Origin of the sequence: Parasediminibacterium schistidii (genome assembly GCF_046546515.1) — a bacterium.
Taxonomy (GTDB): Bacteria; Bacteroidota; Bacteroidia; order Chitinophagales; family Chitinophagaceae; genus Parasediminibacterium.
The window spans coordinates 227,896-248,250 of sequence record NZ_JBKHKJ010000003.1 but is presented as its reverse complement, the minus strand read 5'-3'; the positions used below and the strand labels follow the sequence as shown (position 1 = coordinate 248,250).

Below are 20,355 nucleotides of genomic sequence, written 5' to 3'. Positions count from 1 at the left end.
TAAAAAACAAGCTCGGCTTGGTGTAGTCTCCCGACTACGTTACAGTGTTTTCAAATCTCAAGATTTGCGTATGCAGTACTGGTGCAAGCATCGCTAGTTATTTATATTCCTGCTGCCAATATTATTAATTTATCGTTAGTTTTAATAAAATGACCTTACAGAACTATAAGAAAATTTAAGAAAATAACCTATTATAGGGCTATCAAACTATAATTATATGCTAGTGAAATGAGGAAAATAGGAGCGTTTAATTAGTACATATATTGGGCTTGCCAGCACCTTAAAAAAGAATTATGCTTTTTCTTTTTTCCACAAAAAAAATTACATATTTGCACAAAGCAGTTATATGGGAAATAGAAAAAATGGTTTTGATTTACTTAGGGTCATTTTATCAATATTTGTTATTATAACGCATGGCTTTTTGCTTGGTGGGTATAATGAAAACCTAGAGCCACTTAGTTATTTTTCTAAAAATCAAACAAATCTTGGTGAAATAGCTGTCATGGGCTTTTTTGCACTTAGTGGATTTCTAATCACAGCAAGTTTCGATAAATCAAAAAATAGTTTAGTATTCTTTAGTCACCGAATACTAAGAATTTTTCCGGGTTATTGGATGTGTTTAATATTTACAGGTATCGTGATTGGGCCGTTGATTTTTATTTTAACTGGAAGATCGATTTCCAATTATTCATTTTTGGGCAATGAAAGTGCAATAGGTTACTTTACACATAATTTTTCTTTGCAGATAGGCCAATGGACTATTAAGGATGTATTGTTATTTACCCCAAACAATGGCTCACTTGATGGTAGTTTTTGGAGTTTGCTATCAGAAATGCATTGCTATATAATGGTTGTACTGTTGGGCTATTTTCTATTATTCAAAAAAAACAGGGTACTGTATTTCCTTGTATTTATAATAATATTGGTTTTCTTTTCTATTAATTACAACTCCTCTGTGAAGTTTGGTCCCACTTTTTTGACGCTTATTAACAGTCGGTTAAAACTTTTTCCATCTTTTTTTGCTGGTTCGATAATTTACACATTTCCAGATTTGTTTAAGTTGGATTGGAAAGGTTCCCTATTTATAACTTTTTTCTCCTTATTGTTAATCAAGTTTGGTGGGTTTCATTTGGCTTCCCCATTCTTAATAGCCTTAGTAATTATTAATTTATTTCAACAATTTGAATTTCATTTAAAATACGATATTTCTTACGGAATGTATATATATAGTTTCCCTATTCAACATTTATTGTATGCTGCATTTAGCAATAAGTTACATTATTTAGTATTTATTGGGTTATCTATCTTGGTATCTGCATTACTAGGTTTTTTAAGCTATTTATTTATTGAAAGGCCTGCAATGCTATTAAGGAAAAAGACGGATATTTTTTTCTCAAAAATTAAATGGGCTGAATTAAAGGCAAGCTAAATTATCCAACTGGGCGACATTTTCCTCAAGGAATGTCGCCTAAACAGATAAAGTGGATTTCCTAATACTAGTAAATATAAAGGTGTAGTTTATGCTTAAAAAGGCCGTGGGCAGTAATGCCAAAGGCCTTTTTTTTATGTCTTAACAAGATAGTGTAAATTTGTTTTTTTATGTGGCTAAATGTTAATGAATCGAAGAAGAAGTAACAAAAATGCGTAAGACGGCGGCAAAACTGTTAATTTGGACGCATTGGCTAAAATTGTAAAGGGCAGCTGTTTATTGGCTACTAGCTACTAGCTCAATCACCGTAATTTCGGGCATAATGCCAACCCTGCCGGGGTAGCCAATAAATCCAAAGCCACGGTTCACATACAGTTTTTGAGAGCCATTCTCGTATAGGCCAGCCCATTGCTTGTACATCCATTTCACGGGACTCCATTTAAAATAGGGGTTCTCTATACCAAACTGCATCCCGTGTGTATGGCCGCTAAGCATCAGGTTTACGTCTTTATAGTCTTTTGTTACTTGTGCATCCCAATGGCTAGGGTCGTGGCTCATGAGTATTTTAAAAGGAATGTTTTCTGTGCCTGGGTGTGCGTCCTGCATCTTGCCATATTTGGCAAAACGGCCTTTTGCCCCGTAGTTTTCTATACCCAGCAGGGCTATTTTGTCGTTGCCACGTTCAAAAATAATGTGTTCGTTCAGTAGCAGCCGCCAGCCCATTTGCTTTTGTATTTGTTTCAGTGCTTCCAGGTTTTCTTTCTTGGCTGTGTTGTTTTGCCAAGCAACATAATCGCCATAGTCATGGTTTCCAAGTGTGCTGTAAACACCCATGGGGGCGGTTAACCTGCTGAATATGTCGGTGTATTCAAGCATTTCCTCGTGTCGGTCGTTTACCAAGTCGCCTGTAAAAAGTATCAGGTCTGCCTTTTCTTTCAAAATCATGTCTATGCCATGGTTCACTGCCGCTTTGTTGGTAAAGCTGCCACTATGTATGTCGCTGATATGCACAATCCTAAGCCCCTTGAAAGCTTGCGGCAAACTTGGGAATATGAGTGGGATGCGTTTTACTTGATATTTGTATTTGTTGCCAAAGCCATACAGTAATGTGCCAAACAAAGTGCCACCGAGTGCCATGCCCAGCCAGCTAAGGAAAGTAGATCTGGGTATGGCTATATGCTCCCCTGTGGCAATATTTGGCTGGGTTGTGGCAAATTGTGTCACTATCCATGTAAATAGCCTTCGTATATCGTCTAATAAAAAAACGGTAGAGCCAATCAGCTTCGCTAAAAATAAGCCCATCAAAATGGAAAACACATAATTGCGGAATATTTTGCTTGTTTGCAAAGCTTGTATATAAGGCAATGACACAAGGCTAGCGAGCATTAAAATAGATATGCCCCAATACACAAACTGTATAACAGATTTTGATAGGGGGGAAGCACCTTGGCTTACTGTTTTAATAGCCTGGTACACATATATATCCAGCAGCAACATTATTAATGCAACTATCCACCACGTTATGCCACTTCTCATGTATTCTATAATTAATTAAAAAAATCAATAACCTTTAAAAAGCCGTTTTTGAAACTTTGTTATTGCTGCAAGTGTACAACCTAAATATTTAAATAAAGAAATTGTACAACTTGTTTATTTATTGCCCTGCCTACTTCCTAACTAACGATTGAGAAAAGAAAATATTGTTTTTTTGATTTTTTTTATACATTTATTCTATAAACCTACTGTTTATGGAAGAATTAACCACAACCCTTTCTCTTTTTGAGCTAGAAATTGATTTTGATGCACAGGACTCCCTTAAAGAATCTGCAAGATGGTCAAAATTTATTGCTATTGTTTATTCTATTTTATTTGGCTTTTGGCTGCTGTATGTATGCCTTTTTGCTGCTTTTGCTAATACTATGTTGCAATATCTCCCTCTTCAGTTTAGGGTTTTTTATCAGGGAAAATCTTTTGTCATTTGGTTAATAATTATCTTGATAACAGTGGCTTTTGGTTTTTATCTTTGTCAAATCCTTCGCTTCCCCAATCAAATAAGCAGGGCTATTAAACAAAACGACCAACAGGCATTGGAGAATGGTTTTGTAGCCCTCAAAATTTGTTGTATAATATCTGGTATTACAGGTATTGGGTTCACATTATTTAAAATAATATCGATTTTGAAATATTCAAACCTTTTGTAAAAAGATGGAAAATATTAACACTTCTCGACTTGAAAAATTGGAGATTAACCCAAAAGTAGAGCAGGATTTAAAAATTTCGGCTAATTGGGGCAAAGCTGTCGCTTTGATATCTGTCTTGTCATCTTGCTTATCCATCATTGAGGCATTAATGAAAAATAAAAACATTATTACAGAAATAGCGCTATTAGCATTTACATTTTTTTGTGCCTATTTTCAATTTGCATTTGGGCGGGACGTGGCAAAAGGAATAGAAAACAACGATCAAATAACTATGAATGACGGGTTTAATAGCCTTAGGCTATACTTTAGGATTTATGGCATTCTGTTAATCCTGCTTATTGTGGTAATGCTGGTGCTGATTGTTTTTTCAGGCTATTTCCTGCATAATGTTACGGGGCTTCATTAATTTTAATGACATTTTTGTTTGTATATTCCCAGCCTAATTATCAATCATGGATCAATTGTCAATCAAATGCATTGCTGTTTTCTGCGGCAGCAGGATGGGTAACAACTCGCTGTACCTAAATCATACCATACAACTGGGCGAATGGATGGCTTCCAATAACATCACGCTTGTATACGGCGGCGGCAGCGTTGGCATAATGGGTGCAATAGCAGACACGCTGATGAAAGGTGGTGGCAACGTGATTGGCGTAATACCTGAACTACTAAAAAATGTAGAGCAAGGGCATAAGCATATTACCGACTTGCGGATAGTACCCGATATGCACGTGCGTAAACGGATGATGTACGATTTGTGCGATGCAGCCATTATCTTGCCCGGTGGCAATGGCACAATGGACGAACTGTTTGAAATGGTAACTTGGAACTCCTTGAAAATCCACTCAAAAAAAATAATATTGCTGAACACGGCAGGGTATTACGACCATTTGCTGGCTCATATAAACCATTCGCAGGAACAAGGCTTTTTGCATGAAAACTGGCGGGAAAGGATTATTGTAGCAGATACGCCAGAAGCTATTATCGGCTTTTTCGAAACGGATAAAAGTTGAAGCCCCCACGTAACACAGGCAGCACTTGCCCTGTATAGTCAACATAAGGCGAGTTCCTCTCTTTTAGCAAATCAATCATTAACAGGGTATAAAAATAACTTTGCCCAATAATCCTTTGCCCATACCCTATGCCTACCAAAAAACTGTTGGAATGGTAGCTGTATTTGCCCGACTGGTCGTTGTAAATAATTTTATTGCTGCTCCAGTCTATTTCAGGCATAGCCTGTATAAAAAAATTGTTGAAGGGGTGTACCCTAAGGAATGCACCGAGGCTTGTGTTTACAGTATGTTGTTTTGTATTTGTATATTGAGAATTGCTTACAGAATAATAGTTAATGCTGGTAGCAATGCCAACATCTAATAATTCTGAAACGGAGTAACCAATTTCAGGTATAGCACCAATATTAAAACTAGTAGTTGTTGTATAATCTCCATTGTTAGTTGTGCCGTAGCCTAAACTAATGCCGCCCCCAGCAAAAATGCGGCTTTTGTCAAACCCTGGTTCATCTTCCTCGTCCTTTCTTGCATGATGAGTAGTGCTGTCTTTGCTTTCATCCTGGGCAAAACAATAAGTAGAACTGTATAAAAGCACCAAGGCAAAAAGTATCTTTTTCATAATTAAGGGTATAGTAGGGTAAAGTTGACACTTTTATTAAACAAGTGCTGCTGTGCTGGTATAATTTTAGGTTAAATCAAATATTTTGCCTGCATTCAATATATTATTAGGGTCAAACACTTTTTTAATACCCCTCATCAGGTTCAGGTTGGCCTCTTTGAACACAATATCCATATAGCTTTTTTGTATTAACCCAATGCCATGCTCGCCACTAATGGTGCCGCCTAGGCTATATACCAGTTCAAATAAGGCACGCAGGGTCTTGTTCATTTCCTCATTACCAAAGCTATTGGGTATACCCTCTTTGTTGATGCGCACATGCAAGTTGCCATCACCCGCATGGCCATAACACACCACATTAAAGTCATGCTCTTTACCCAAGGCTTTTACCCCTTTTATCAATGCTGGCAGGTTTGCCCTAGGTACTACCGTGTCTTCTTCTATGGTGTAGCCAACACTTTTCACGGCTTCAGCGGCACGGCGGCGTAGCTTCCATAATTCCGCTTTTTGCTGGGCATCATCTGCAAAAAATACCTCGCCTCCTTCATATTCCACCATTAATTCAGCTATTTGTTCCATCTCGCTCATCAGCACATCCATGTTGTTTCCATCCACTTCTATAATCAAATGGGCTGCTATATCTGGCGTTACAGGCACGGCATGGCTTTCAACCATTTTGCTTACAATCATCAGTGCGTTTATCTCTATAAGCTCCAAGGCACTTGGAGTGAACCCGGCCCTGAAAATAGCACTTACGGCCTCGCTTGCTTTTTCCAAGTCGTTAAAAGGCACTAGCATCAGTAAATCGTATTTTGGATAGGGGATAAGCTTAAAAACCACTTTAGTTACAATACCCAATGTACCTTCGCTGCCTACCAATAGCTGCGTGAGGTTGTAGCCTGTTACGTTTTTTAAAACATTGCTGCCAGTCCAGATAATATCACCAGTGGGCAATACCACTTCTAGGTTCAGCACATAATCCTTTACCACGCCATATTTAACCGCTTTGGGGCCACCACTGTTCTCGGCAATATTGCCACCAATAAAGCAACTGCCTTTGCTGCTAGGGTCGGGCGGGTAAAACAAGCCTTTTTCTTTTACCGCATTTTGCAATACCTCGGTTATTACACCAGGCTCTGTTGTTACTTGTAAATTCCTTTCGTCTATCTCTATAATGGTGTTTAGCCTTTCTGTGCTTAGCAACACGCCGCCAAGCTGGGGCAATGCGCCCCCACTTAAACCAGTGCCGCCACCACGGGGCGTAACAGGTATCAGGTATTGGTTGCACATTTTCATGATGAAGGCAATTTCCTCTGGGGTGCGGGGTTTCACCACTACTTCGGGCAGGTACAAAAGTTTTTCCGTTTCGTCATGCCCATAATGCTGCAAGTTTTCTTCATCTGCAAACACATATTGCTCGCCCACTATTGCTTTTAGTTCTATTAAACGCTCTACTGTTACTAATCCTTGTACTGCCACCTGATATACTTTTTTTGAATTTTGCAAATGTAGGCTAATTGGTAATTGACAGGTGATAATAGAAAAGGTTACTACTCAAGTGTAAGTTTGGTTAATCTGCCACGAAGGCACGAAGACTCAAAGAGGCACAAAGTTTTAAAGGAAGAAGAAAAAAAGGTAAAAATTATATTGTCAATAACTTTTACCTTCTTTTTCTTTTTGCTTCTTCGTGTTTTTGTGCCTTTGTGGCAAAAAAAGTATATTCGATGTGGTTAGTAGTACCAAATCACTAAATTCGCTTATTGATTTTTGAAAATAAATGATAAAGAAATTAATACGGTTTGATTGGACGTATGCAATTCGGGCGTAAACAATACCCCCTAAACCAATTCAGGTTTTAAATAAAAATTGATGGCAAATTTGTTTATATCTGGTTTCATGGCATTGTAAACCAACTTGCCACGGTGTATCTCGGTAATCCTGTTGATAATGGACAAGCCAAGCCCAAACCCTTTGATTAAAGATGCATTGCTGCCCCTGAAAAATGGGATAAACATTTTTTCTATTTCCATTGGCGTTAGCTGCAATCCTTTATTTATAAAAGAAACCTCCATTTTTCCTGGCGAAGGGTTGATGGCTATATTCACTTTTTTGTCAGCGGAATATAAATAAGCATTTTTAATGAGGTTCCTAAATGCCGATTTTAGCAATGCATCATTCCCTTTTACTAGCATTTCTGTTTCCTCAGCTGGCATTTTCTCAAAAAATATTTCAATTTCCATTTCTGGGAACTGCCGTTTGCACATGGCAATACTTTCGTACAATAGTTCATCTATTCTTAATAGTGGCCAATTGAAGGAATAGCTTAGTTTCTCAAATTGCGATAGCAGCAATAAAGAATTGGTAAGTTCTATTAGTTCTGTCTGTTCTTCCTGCAGCGAATATAGCAACGCTTTGTATTCATCATTTGCCAAGTCACGGCTTAAAGCTGATTCTGTTTGTGAAAGCATTGTAGCCAAAGGTGTGCGCAATTCGTGGGATGCGTGGTGCACAAAGCTCTTTTGCATCTCGAAACCATTGTTCAGCCGATCTAGCATGGCATTAAAGTTGCGGGCAATTTGCTCTATTTCGTCTTTTCCCCCGCCTTCGTCCACCCTTGCGGCCATGTTTGCAGTGGTAGTTAGTTCCATCTGGGCACCAAGGCGTATCAACGGCTTAAAAGCCTGTTGCATCACAAAAAATGCAGTGATAGCTGTAATGATTAACCCACCCCCAAACACGCCAGCCAATATGTAAAATAAATTGGCAAGTTTCCTAAGCCCCACCCTGTCTATGGCGGTGCCTATCAAATACATATCAAGGTCTTCGTAATAAAGACCAATACACTCCAAATCGCCTTGCATAAAATGTAGCTCTTTGGCTTCTTTTATTTTTTGTAGCAACGGCTCTGTTACTGAAAGCTTTACCGTATCAGTTTCCCTATAAACAACGGTATTGGGTGGTTTTATCAGTAGTAACTGTTCTTTATACATGGTTCTCCTTGCTGGTTTAATGGCCAAAAGGGAAGCATTGTCAGATTGTATCGTTTTGTAATCGGCTATTAGAGCTGTGCAACGAGATTTGAGGCGTACGTAAAAATCCTCCTCTCGGTAATTTTTATATAAAAAATAAATAGTTACAGACGATACCAAAAGTATTAAGGCAACAAAGAATGTAAAAAAAAGGGCGAAACGCAATTTCAAATTCATTGCTACAAGTTGTATTTATTCTTTTACATAATAGCCAAAGCCAGCCTTTGTAAAAATGAGCTTATTGGAAAAAGGCCTGTCAACCTTGTTGCGGAGGAAACTAATATATACCTCAATTGTGTTAGTGCCAGTGTCAAAGCTTACGTCCCATACATTTTCCATTATTTCCTGTTTTGAAATAACCCTGCCCCTGTTTTTGCAAAGCAAGGTAAGCAAGGCAAATTCCTTGGCGGTTAATGGTATGGCAATGTCGCCCCTTGATACCACTTTGGTTTCTAGGTTAATAATCAAATCCTCCACTACTATTTGCCCCACTCCATCGGTTTGCTTGTCAAAACGTTTCAAGAATACTTTTATCCTTGCAAATAACTCCTGAAAGTGGAATGGCTTTACAATATAATCGTCTGCCCCTAGGTTAAAAGCCCCTACTTTGTCGTCAATTTCGCCCAAGGCCGTAAGCATAATGATGGGAATTTTTTTATTGGCTTCCCTAAATTCCCTGCACAATTCAAGCCCGCTTTTGTACGGCAGGTTAATATCCAGCAAAACAAGCGAATATCTGTTTCTTTTAAAAAGCGATTCTGCCTCAATGCTATTTATGGCAACGTCTGTTTGGTATCCTGCCCTGTTTAATTCCTCTTTTATTACCTGGTTTAGTTTTGGTTCATCCTCCACTAACAATATCCGATATATTTTTTCCATTTTATTACTTTACAATATGCACTGCCGCTTTGCATACAACTACAAATTGACAACTTTTTATCCTGCTTTCATTCAAAAGCGATAAAAAAAATATTTTTTCATTGCAAAACCATCTTTATTTACTTGTATTTTAACATTTTTCATTACCAGCAATTTCAATATTGCTGGTAAACTTAATAACACAAATTTATTGGGATTGATAATAATGTTATTATTACATAATTTTAATTTAACCCACGGGTATGCGTGGGATTTTCTACTTTCGGCAAGCGGATAAATATACAAACATGGTAGCTAAGTTGAGGGAATGGTTCAATAGCCATTTTACACCGGAAAAATATACGGCTTTTTTGGAAGAACTGGACAGCAAATATCCAGGCACTATAGAATTTAGGGTAGCGGAAACGCCTATTTTGGTTGACAAAATTTTTACCGACAAAATACTTGAGGCTTGTGAAAGCATTGTGGATGTAATAACACAGCCCAATTTTAGCGCGCTTACCAAAAATGCAGTGCCAGCCGATTTGCAAATGCCCAACAACAGTAAATACACGCATTTTATTGCTTTTGATTTTGGCGTTTGCGAAAATGAAGCTGGAGAAATAGAACCACAGTTGGTAGAAATGCAGGGCTTTCCGTCGCTGTTTGCGTATCAGGTTTGGCACGATGAGGTAACTAGGAAATTCTTCGACATACCAGACAATTATTCGGCATACCTGAGTGGGCTGAATAAGGAGAGCTACCTGAAACTGCTGTCAGATATAATCTTAGACGATTGCCCCAAAGAGCATGTGATATTACTAGACATATTCCCTGAAACCCAAAAAACAAGGATAGACTTTTATGCCACGAAAGAATATATTGGCATAAAAACAGTCTGCTTAACCAAGCTAATAAAAGAATGCAACCAATTGTTTTACATGAACAATGGCACAAAAACATTGATAAAACGTATTTACAACCGTATCATTTTTGACGAACTTCAACAGCAAAGCCAAGAAGTGAGGGAAAAGGGCAACCTTTTTTTAGAAGACCTAGATGTGGAATGGGTGCCACACCCTAAATGGTTTTATAAAATAAGCAAATACACCCTGCCTTTTTTGAACCACCCTTATATACCTAAAACCACTTTTTTGGACGAGGTAAAGGAAATACCTGCCGACCTGGAAAATTATGTTTTAAAACCCCTTTTCTCTTTTGCGGGGCAAGGGGTGGTAATAGATGTAACGCCCGAAGATATTGCCGCTGTAAAAGACCCGCAAAACTGGATACTGCAACGCAAAGTGAAATATGCCGATGTAATAAAAACACCAGGCACACCAGCAAAGGCAGAAATCCGTATTTTTTACTTCTGGGAAAAAAATGCCACCCGCCCCATACCTGCCAACAACCTGGCTCGCCTAAGCAAGGGCAAAATGATTGGCGTGCGCTACAATGCAGACAAAGATTGGGTAGGGGGCAGCTTGGCGTATTTTGAGCGGTGAGTCGTCAGACGTCAGTCATAAGTCGTGAGCCTCGTAGGCTTGCCACATATTCTTTTAGCAACAAAATGCAGGTATAGCTTTACTAAAAAGGTCCATCATAGCAATCCCATTGATGATGCCGCTTTCTAATTGGTGGCGTAAAGTGCAGCGCAAAATATCCGCCTCCGTTCAGCTCCTCCAGTTTGGTCCTTTGCAGCCAGTTGATGTTGTGCAAGCCCATTAGTAATGGGCCAAGCTTTATGGCAGCACCTACCAGTATTTGGTGCATGGCAGTATATTGCACGGGCATATAAGCCCCCCATTTTTCTGTTTCCCAGCGTGCCATAACCGCAATGCGGCTTAGTTCATTGGTTTTTATTTTATACATATCGCTCGCATTCGATTGGTAAAAGTTAACAGTGGCCATGCCATTGATATAGAAATTATCCCCAAGCGGCTTGTCTATTGATAGCACCAGCCTTGTGGGCAGGCTCATGGTATAGCTAGGGGCTAAAGAAAATGTGTCGTTGAATTTGCTCCCAATTATTTCTTTTGCCCCACCATACACAGTAGGCGTGGCTAGTTGATGCACAAAGCCCGTATCGGTAGCGTTAGCCTTGGGGTTTTGCAGGCGGAACGAATACTTGCCAGTGCTAAACCTGTTTTGCCCTATATCCATGATGCTTACCCCAATTTTCAAAGCATAGTGGTCGGGGCTATAGGCTTCTTCTACTACATTTTCCTTCACTAGGTATTCAAGCCCAATGCTTGCACCAATGCTTAGCTTAGCAGCAGACTTAAAATGAAGGATGTTTTGCAAGTCGCCATCTCGCTCGTCCAGCACCGAGTAATTGGCCGAGTACAAAGCAATAATGCCTGTGTTGCTAGTGGGCGAATGGATACCTGTGGTACTCGTTTTATAAGTTAGGTTGTCAATAGCGCCATAAATGCCAGACAAGCCTCGCAATAAACCAAGCGTAATGCCGCCTGTAAGCCTAGAACCTTCATTTTCCTGCAGCACTACCGCATAGCTTATGTTGGTTTCAAGCCATGCCTCGTTGTAAATGCTGGCATTAAAAGGAGTGGAACTACGGTAAGCATTATATTGCAAAAAAGGGTACAGCCCACTAATGGTATTGGTATAGCTAAATGGGTCAGCTACGGCGTGGGTATAGGATCTTGCCCTTAGCCCAATGGAAAAGCAGCCTTTTGTCCCAATATTATGCCTGTAATTCAGCAGGTGGAAATCAGCATCATTGTCTATGCTCCGTGAACTATATCCTTCGGTTGGCTGCACGATAATTTTTTTAATGTTGGCCTTATTGAGGTTAGCAGTTATCAGGTTGCTGATGCTGGCTGCATTGTTGGCTGTGTTCGTTTGCCAACCCAATATGGAAATGTCCCAATTAAAAGGCGTGTTAATGGCACTTGCAGGGTTTGTAAAATTACTTAATACCCCGCCATAAGCCGACCCATTTAGTGCATTATAAGCCTGGGCGGCAGCATCCTGAAAAGCAAAAAAGAACAGCATAAAAGCAATAAAACAATTTGCAATTTTCATATGGCAGGGCATCTATCGTTCAAAAAATGTAGGGTTAAATACATTGCCTGTATTTAAAATGCAAGCATTTTACTCGGAAGCAACTTTGATGAATAGTATTAGCAAAATAGAAGCCAATTAAAAGATGATTGCTGCCTGTTGGCAGCCATTATGTAATTAATTAACAGATTATCATCTTGGTAGCAAGCTTTAGCTGTGAACAATATACTTTAGTTTCTTACTATAAACTGCTTACTACTTATGACTTGCCACTTATGACTTATCACTTACCACTTACCTTTGCACCATGACATTGCAGGAAAGGGACCATGCCGTTATCTGGCATCCGTTCACACAACAAAAAAACAGGCAGCCGCCCGTGCCTATTGTAAAAGGAAAAGGGACATTGTTATTTGACGAGCAGGGAAATGAATACATAGATGCCATTAGTAGCTGGTGGGTAACCTTACACGGCCATGCCCACCCATACATAGCAGAAAAACTGTACCAGCAGGCACTTACACTGGAGCAGGTAATATTTGCAGGCTTTACCCACGAGCCTGCTGTATCCTTGGCAGAACGTTTGTTGCCGATAATCCCCGGCAATTTTGCACGCATATTTTATAGCGACAATGGCAGTACCTCTACCGAGGTAGCCTTAAAAATGTCTTTGCAGTATTGGTGGAATAATAGCCGTGGACAGTTGACAGTTGACAGTGAACAAATTACAGTCAACAGTCAACAGTCAACGTTCAACGGTGAACGAACCAAAATCCTCGCTTTCAACGATGCCTACCACGGAGATACTTTTGGGGCCATGAGCGTGAGCGACCGAAGCGTATTTACGCTTGCTTTCCACGACAAACTATTTGAAGTTATATTTATTGATACCCCGAATGCGGATAATATTAGCCAGCTTAAACAAATAGTTATAAGCCAAGGGCAAGAAATTGCTGCATTTATTTATGAACCATTGGTACAAGGTGCCGGCGGCATAAAAATGTATGAGGCCAAGTGGATGGACGAACTATTAAAAGCCGTAAAGCAGCAAGGCATCATTTGCATAGCCGATGAGGTAATGACTGGTTTCGGCCGCACAGGAAAACTGTTTGCCAGTGAATACATGACCGAGAAGCCAGACATCATTTGCCTTAGCAAAGGGCTTACGGGTGGTACCATGGCATTGGGCATCACCGCCTGTACGGATAAAATTTACCAGGCTTATGTAAATGACGACAAGCTAAAAACTTTTTTCCACGGGCATTCCTTTACAGCCAACCCATTGGCCTGCACAGCAGCCCTTGCCAGCCTTGATTTATTGCTAAAGCCCGAATGCCAGCAACAAATAGACTGGATTTCTACCCAGAACAAAGTCTTTGCCAACCATCTCACGACCCTCAATTCCAACTCAACTCCCGATCGACTCCCGACCAAATCTCGCCCAACTTACGACTTACGACATGAGTCCCTTCGCACCCTAGGTACTATACTAGCGTTTGAAATAGCAGAAGGACAGGATGGCTATCTAAATAATATTTCTACCACCATTACCCAAAAAGCTATGGAACAAGGCATATACATCCGCCCACTAGGCAATACGGTTTATATTATGCCGCCATATTGTATTACATTGGAAGAACTGGGTAAAGTGTATGGTATGCTAGAAGAGTTGTTGGGGTAAGTATTGTTAATGCCACAATTTCCATTTTATACTGTACAGAAAATGGTTTGCGAAAATCATCTTAATAAAAGCCTTTCAGGCTAGGGGTTCAATCATTAAAAATCATGCAAATCATTTAACAATGGTAAAAAAAGAGGCAGCTACATGTTACTGTAACTGCCTCCATTCGAATTTCATATTATTACCGGAAATCTTATTCTATCAGCATCTTACTGGAAAACCTGTTTTTAGTGCCACTCAGTTCTATCAGGTATATACCTTTAGAATAAGGCAGGGAAATGGGAAAGCGGGCATTGCCCCCTTCGTGCCTAAGCGTAATCTGTTTTACCAATATACCAGCGGCAGACATGATATTTACGGTATATATGCCTTTGTTGATATTGCTCAATTGCAAATTGGCACGACCACCCGCCACAGGGTTTGGATATACCCCGAAAGCAGGTTTTGCATTACTACTTAATGAATCGGGCAATACACGGGCAATTGTTGCAGGGGCAGCAAAACCAGTATTGGCTAATGTGTTCACCAAAACAATATTGGTACGCCCGCTCGCATCTAGCTTATACGCAAATGTTTTTACTGAATCTGTAAAGCCTACTTGCAAAGTATCATGCGCTGCATTCCACTTGGTTTTGGGGAGTGCATCGCCTGTGTTGTAGGCAAATAACATCACTTTAAACTTGGCATCAACGCTATTGCTTTCCAATATCAACCTTTTAGTGGAAAGGATATTGAACGAATCTGTTATGCCTGGCACAGTAGGGTTCACGGCACCCGTGTTGTTCAGCACTCTTACCAGCAGTTTTCGGCTGCCCGTGCCAGATGGCTCGCTAATGATAATATCATTGCGGTAATTGCTGTCTACTAGGCTCACCACTGTACTGCTAATATTCAAGTCTTTGGCCAATTGGCCTAACCATTTGTAGTTGTTTACAGTATTGTCTTTTTGCACATCATCTGCCAATAGCACATAAGGCTTGGAAGCGGGAACCAAGGCAACAGTCCTAAATGCTTTCTGTACGATATGAGGAGAAGGTATCTTAACTGTTTTATTGTAATAAACTTGGTCGTAAGGCATACCAGTCACATAACTAAGGCTATTGTAAAAACTAAAATTATCGAAGAAATAGCCCGGGCTATATCGGAAGCTATTTTGGCTTTCTGTTACTTTCAATGCGCCGGGCACAAAAAGGTTAGGGTTTTCTATTGATGCAGGAAACACTCCTTGGCTCCATAAATAGTTGAATGACTCTTTCATATCGCTGGCAATAGATTGCAGGCCAGTAGTATTCTTAAAGTCAACCATTTTAGAGGGTGGCGTATGGAAACTAGTGCTTGAACTAGTACTAGTAGAATCGGATGATTGGCCATATCCATTCACTAAAACACCTGAAAATGAATTGGACGTGTTTACCCACGCAATTTGAGAACTACTATTACTCGTACATGGCGATTGAAACCAAATCCGGCCCAAGGCACTATACATAATGTTGCCTTTATTGGGCAATGTGTGGCCACCCAGGTCTTGCCTGCTATGGTAAAACAGCGTGGCCGATGCAGAATCGAAACCACTACGCATAACAGCAAAGCCACCTAAGGAGTCGAAGTACATCTTATTACTATTGTATGCAGCCTGCGATTCTGTTGCGAAGGGCATAGAAAAATAATCGTTAGCAAAAATGGCACCCGGTATATTAAAATTGAAATATGAAGGGCTGGCATTCATTGTAACATAGGAATAATAGTTGTTGACAACTGGTTGATTGGCTTTGGGCTTTTGGATATAGTTTCTCCACACAAAGTCGATAGCGGTGTCTTTTGGCATACTCCATTTAAGTCCCAAAATATCTAAATTATTAAAGCGGAAGTCACCAGTTGCAGGATCATATACTGTATTGGCATAGGCACTGGTGCCACCTAAAACATCTGCCCCAACAAAGGAATACCCGAAAGGCTGCGTGATAGCTGGCAGGAATTTTTTGCCATAATTACGTACAGAAGGATGCCCTAAGAAACTATACCCCCTTTTGGCAAGTAGTACAAGCAATGCCCCATTTATTTGGTCTTTGCCAATGGCCTCGTAAAAATTACCTGTTTGCGTATAAATGCCGTTGTTAAGGAAATTGAAGGTACTCCTACACCAATTTTTTATGCCACTATCTGCACTGGTAGTGTAGCCTGTTTCGCCTTCAATAGCAAGGTTGGGGTATATTTCGTAGCCAAATGTTGCATGGTTGCTAATGAATGTGTAAGACGGGGTTTGATAAGCATGCAAGTCTGATGGCCTGGATGTTATTTTAGAAAGCACCAAACGTATCGTGTCTCTTTGGCTAGCAGCCATTTGTGGGTAAAGGAAATCGTATATCAAAGCCATGTTGTAGCCGCCAATCCTATCCCTGTTGTCATAGCTTAGAGCATTGGCAGGGTTAGGGTCTGTAAGCGTAGCCCTTGCCCATGTGGTGATGGCTGCTGCCAGTTTAACCGCACGGTTAGTGTAAGAAGTGCCAGTAGTAACATCAGTAGTACCCTTGTATAACCAACATTCATAAGCCTCGAAGCTTAGTTGGTAGGCAATTTTCACATTATTTCCACCCCATAGATTGTAATAACCTGTGGTATCGCCCACGGCTAATTTATCGTAATAGCTTTTTATATCGCTAGCGCCTACATTACTAAGAATGAGAATCCCCATGGTATCTTTACTGTAAGCTGCATTTCTGTTATACCCCGAAACGCCTAGTTGTACCAAAACAGTATTGGCATGTATAATACGGCTAATCGCCCTTCCACTATAAGTGTTGAGCATTCTGTTTTTAATATCGGTTGTATCATCTGGGTTGCAATACAATCTTGGATGGATGCCGAATGCAGGCGCATTTTTTATAAAGCGTAAACCAGTAGTATCTTGTTGTGTTGGATTGGCAATGCTTGGAAAAATACCATTGGGGGCATCAATAGTGGTAGGGTCTAAATACAATAAATTGTACGTAAAACCTCCACGGGCAGAATCGGCAAGCGTTACAGATTCTGTAGATGACCAACCAGATTCTGTGGAAACGCCCTTTGTGCTATCTTGGTATTTGAAATGATAAGAGTAGGTATTGCCATTGGTTAAACCTGTATCGGTATAAATATTGCTTGCCATGTAACCGCTGGTATGCCCACCGCCGGCTACCGCCTCAAAATAATACTTGAAAGGCAGGTTGGCAAACGCTGTGGCTGCCTTCATCACTACTTTGCCAGTACCTGCATACATAGGGGTAGCAGCCCAAGTGGGCGTATTTACGGTTGGCACGCCAGCAAGGCTGTTACTAACAACACTTTCCTTACCCAATGCATACAGGGCCGTAACAGTATAAGCATAGCTGCTGCCATTAGTTAGGTTGTAGTGTGCATAGCTTTTTTGTGTAGCGGGCACGCTATCAAGCAGCACTTTGGCACCACCGTTCACAGATACATAAATTTTATAGTAGGCAACAGCATAAGCTATGCTATCCGTATTCCAATTAATATAGTTCACAGTATTGCCTGCTACAATATTGGTTAACAATGGCGCAGGCGCAATAGTAATTGTAGGTGCTGTAAAATTGGTAACAAATGGAATAGTAGATGTAGGTTTCTCATTGCCACCATAAACTATTGTGTAATAACCACAGGACAAATTTGCCGCTTCTAGCAAAAAGGAAATTTGGTTAGTTCCACTGTTTTTTTGATAAGAGCTTACTGGAATAATATAGTTATTGCCACTTGCAAAAGAGCCATCTGTGGCGTTATAGAGTATATAGTAGCTTTTACTAAGCATATCTACCAAGCCATTCAGCCCATATTCTGCAAAGTCGAAAGTGAGGTTCACGTTTCCACCAAAGCCATTCACATCTGTTTTGTTGATAAACCAAGCCCTGTTCCAACGGGTGAAATAAGTGCCGATTGTGGCAGTGCCAGTAGCTGCATTGTGCGCAGCCATCATATAATCACCTGCTTCGCGAAGAAAGCCAGCTATACCGTTCCCATTCGCAATACTTAGCCCCTCGTGCGTGGCGGTAGTAGTGATACTATCGGTAATGCCATCCATGCCTATGCCAATCAATTTATTGGAGAAAGCTGTGTTGGAAGGATTGAAAAGGCTCAATTGCCCACTAAACAAATTGGATTGGAAACCCCATTTCCAAGCCAAATAGCTCGCAATAATTTTTCTGCCGGAATTGCCCACGGATGCACCTGTAAGCAAGGTTTCGCCGATGCCCCAATGCACACTTGCAGCACTAGTATATCTATTACCAAGACTGGCGGCACTAGAGAAATCAATAAAACTAGCTGTATCGGTTTCGGTAGCACCGCCATTCAAGGCTATATACATATTGGCATAACCCATAGGTACATAATTCTGCACTAACGACCAAGTATTCCTCAAGTCAGGCTGTGTATTAATGTTGTAAAAGCTATTGTTTCTACATAGATTCAGTTCATACTTGGTATCAGTGGTACTGTACCGGATGCCGATTTGTGGGGTGTTGGATCCAAACGTATTGCGGCTGTAAGTACCAACCCGAGAATCTGTAACCGAAGTGGGTGCATCGCTGTACACAAAAACACTTTGTGCCAAATGATAGCCCGTTGATGGGTCCAACAATGGGTTATCGGCAATGCTCAATGCTTTTACGCCATTAAATTCTACGATATACTTTCCATTTTGTGTATTCAAAACAGGGTTGTAGCCAGTGCCGTAAGGCAATGCTTGCAAGCCGTTGGCCTTATCAACCCATTTGGTAATTAGGCCACCAGCTACTGTAATAGTACTAGTGTCGCTTGCATCAAACCACAAATTGTATTGGCTTTTTGCCAAACCAGCAGGTGCATAGGGTGTAGTGGTATAAGTAGTGGTTGCTTTTGGCGTATAAACCACTGTATAATAGCCTGAGGAAAGATTTGCTGCATCTAAAGAAAAAGATAGTTGCGTACCGCTTCCATCTTGGGTAAAAGAATTAGTGGTGATAAAAGAGTTAGTGCCTGTAGCAAATGTGGGGTCAGTTGCATTAAACAGGATGTTGTAATAGTTATTGGTAGTATCTAGCGTAAGACCAAGTGAAGTAAAATTGAAAAATAAACTAATCAACCCACCATTGTTGCTTGCATCTGTTTTGGAAAGACACCATATCCTATTACTACGTGTGAAATCTGTAGCAATGCTACCTGTACCCGTTAATCCATTGTGTGCAGCAATAATATAATCGCCAGAATCTTTTAGAAAGCTGGTATTGGTAAACCCAAGCCCGTCATTAGAACCAGTAGTTACAATGCTATCGCCATTGGCTTCTTTGCCAATACCTACTAACTTATTGTTGAAAGAAATATTGGATGGATTGAATAAATTGAGTAAACTACTAGGAAGTTTAGACTGCATGCCCCATTTCCAAGCGAGATAACTTTCTAAAATCTTTCTTCCAGCATTGCCAATAGGGCTACCAGTAAGTACGGTTTCGCTTACGCCCCAATGTACCGCTGTAGGATAAGTGGTTCTGTTGCCAATAGTTAGTGCGTTGGTATTATTGGTATAAGTTACTGTATAAATACCATTGTTAACTGTTGTGCCTGCATTTAGGGTAACATAAGCTTTGTTGTAACCAGCAGTTACATAGTTTTCTACCATGCTCCATTGGTTTCGCAAATCTGCCACACTCGTAATCATCATCCCAGAATTATTTTGCGATAAGCCAGTTTCGTATTTACTGTCCGTAGTACTATATCGCACTGCAATAGTGGGTGTATTGGTATTCAAACCTCCATTGTTTCTAGTATAAGTACCATTTCTAAAATCCGTAACGCTAGTAGGCGCATCGCTGTAAACATAAATAGCTTGTGCTAGGTTGTAGCCCGTGGTAGGATCTAAGTAATCATTGTCGGCCACACCCAATAGTTTAGTACCGTTAAACTCTACAATTTTTTTGCCATTCAAAGTGTTCAGCATAGGTTGGGAGCCTACTGTTGCCTGCACTGCGTGCATGTTCTTGCCGCTTTTGTCGCTCCATTGGCTTAGTAGGTTGGAGTCTTTCCTGTTGATGGTTTGCGCAGAGAATGTTGCCAACAGGTTCGATGTAAGGGTAATGGTGGTACCGCTTATGCTTTGTACCGTATAATCTACCGTGTTGCTGCCCCAACGGACAATGTTCCCCGTTGCCAACCCGCTTACAGTAGCAGTGGTAGTAATGGTATTGGTGCTGATGGTACCGCTGCCAGTTAATCCTGTAGAAGCGTAAGTGATTCCAGTGCTATAAGTTAGGCTACTGGGGTCAGATGCATCATGCCATACATTAATGACGGATGCGGGCAAGCCTCCAGGGTAATAGTTTTGGGCAGTGGACGCCGAGCCTAGCAAGGCACTGGCAATTATGCCCAATAAAAAAGCCAAGCAACCTTTGCGTGGTAGTAGCTTGGCTTCAACATAAACGCTGTCCAAAAAGGATGGGCAGCAAAATGCATAGCAATTTTGTTTCATAAATGGCAATC

The 20,355-nt window shown here is 40.5% G+C and carries 13 protein-coding genes; 6 read left to right on the top strand and 7 right to left on the bottom strand.

Annotated features, from left to right (window positions below; all coding sequences use genetic code 11):
- The first annotated feature begins 346 nt into the window (after nucleotides 1-346).
- Nucleotides 347-1,429, top strand: a complete 1,083-nt coding sequence (locus ACHFIY_RS03020) for an acyltransferase family protein (RefSeq protein WP_410844575.1) — start codon at nucleotides 347-349, stop codon at nucleotides 1,427-1,429.
- Between the two features lie 276 nt (nucleotides 1,430-1,705).
- Here the strand turns inward: ACHFIY_RS03020 and ACHFIY_RS03015 are convergent, their stop codons facing one another.
- Nucleotides 1,706-2,965 carry a metallophosphoesterase gene (locus tag ACHFIY_RS03015; RefSeq protein WP_410844574.1) on the bottom strand — a complete coding sequence of 420 codons (1,260 nt, stop codon included), beginning with the start codon at nucleotides 2,963-2,965 and terminating at the stop codon, nucleotides 1,706-1,708.
- Between the two features lie 212 nt (nucleotides 2,966-3,177).
- Between ACHFIY_RS03015 and ACHFIY_RS03010 the strand changes: the two genes are divergently transcribed.
- From ACHFIY_RS03010 to ACHFIY_RS03000, 3 genes are read left to right on the top strand one after another with little or no spacing between them, the layout of a single operon-like run.
- On the top strand, nucleotides 3,178-3,630 hold the full coding sequence (locus ACHFIY_RS03010; protein WP_410844573.1) for a hypothetical protein: 453 nt from the start codon (nucleotides 3,178-3,180) through the stop codon (nucleotides 3,628-3,630).
- A gap of 4 nt (nucleotides 3,631-3,634) precedes the next feature.
- Nucleotides 3,635-4,036, top strand: a complete 402-nt coding sequence (locus ACHFIY_RS03005) for a hypothetical protein (RefSeq protein WP_410844572.1) — start codon at nucleotides 3,635-3,637, stop codon at nucleotides 4,034-4,036.
- Between the two features lie 46 nt (nucleotides 4,037-4,082).
- Nucleotides 4,083-4,643: an LOG family protein gene (locus ACHFIY_RS03000; protein WP_410844571.1), complete on the top strand. Its 561-nt coding sequence runs from the start codon at nucleotides 4,083-4,085 to the stop codon at nucleotides 4,641-4,643.
- Here ACHFIY_RS03000 and ACHFIY_RS02995 read toward each other — a convergent pair.
- From ACHFIY_RS02995 to ACHFIY_RS02980, 4 genes are all read right to left on the bottom strand, one after another.
- Nucleotides 4,612-5,259, bottom strand: coding sequence for a hypothetical protein (locus ACHFIY_RS02995; RefSeq protein ID WP_410844570.1), 648 nt, complete (start codon nucleotides 5,257-5,259; stop codon nucleotides 4,612-4,614). The genes ACHFIY_RS03000 and ACHFIY_RS02995 overlap by 32 nt on opposite strands.
- Before the next feature lie 66 nt (nucleotides 5,260-5,325).
- On the bottom strand, nucleotides 5,326-6,738 hold the full coding sequence (locus ACHFIY_RS02990; protein WP_410844569.1) for an FAD-binding oxidoreductase: 1,413 nt from the start codon (nucleotides 6,736-6,738) through the stop codon (nucleotides 5,326-5,328).
- A gap of 359 nt (nucleotides 6,739-7,097) precedes the next feature.
- The gene (locus ACHFIY_RS02985) at nucleotides 7,098-8,465 is read right to left on the bottom strand and encodes an ATP-binding protein (protein WP_410844568.1); all 1,368 of its coding nucleotides are present in this window, start codon (nucleotides 8,463-8,465) and stop codon (nucleotides 7,098-7,100) included.
- A 15-nt stretch (nucleotides 8,466-8,480) separates the two neighbouring features.
- A complete protein-coding gene (locus ACHFIY_RS02980) occupies nucleotides 8,481-9,167 on the bottom strand; it encodes a response regulator transcription factor (protein ID WP_410844567.1) in 687 nt (228 codons plus the stop codon).
- 287 nt (nucleotides 9,168-9,454) lie between these two features.
- Between ACHFIY_RS02980 and ACHFIY_RS02975 the strand changes: the two genes are divergently transcribed.
- A complete protein-coding gene (locus tag ACHFIY_RS02975; protein WP_410844566.1) occupies nucleotides 9,455-10,651 on the top strand; it encodes a hypothetical protein in 1,197 nt (398 codons plus the stop codon).
- Between the two features lie 82 nt (nucleotides 10,652-10,733).
- Here ACHFIY_RS02975 and ACHFIY_RS02970 read toward each other — a convergent pair whose 3' ends face one another.
- On the bottom strand, nucleotides 10,734-12,161 hold the full coding sequence (locus ACHFIY_RS02970) for a DUF5723 family protein (protein WP_410844565.1): 1,428 nt from the start codon (nucleotides 12,159-12,161) through the stop codon (nucleotides 10,734-10,736).
- 316 nt (nucleotides 12,162-12,477) lie between these two features.
- Between ACHFIY_RS02970 and bioA the strand changes: the two genes are divergently transcribed.
- Nucleotides 12,478-13,851 (top strand): adenosylmethionine--8-amino-7-oxononanoate transaminase, encoded by a 1,374-nt coding sequence (gene bioA, locus ACHFIY_RS02965; RefSeq protein WP_410844564.1) that lies wholly within the window; start codon nucleotides 12,478-12,480, stop codon nucleotides 13,849-13,851.
- Nucleotides 13,852-14,044: 193 nt separating this feature from the next.
- Here bioA and ACHFIY_RS02960 read toward each other — a convergent pair whose 3' ends face one another.
- Entirely contained in the window at nucleotides 14,045-20,344 is a 6,300-nt protein-coding gene (locus ACHFIY_RS02960; RefSeq protein WP_410844563.1) for a T9SS type A sorting domain-containing protein, read from the bottom strand.
- Nucleotides 20,345-20,355: the final 11 nt, after the last annotated feature.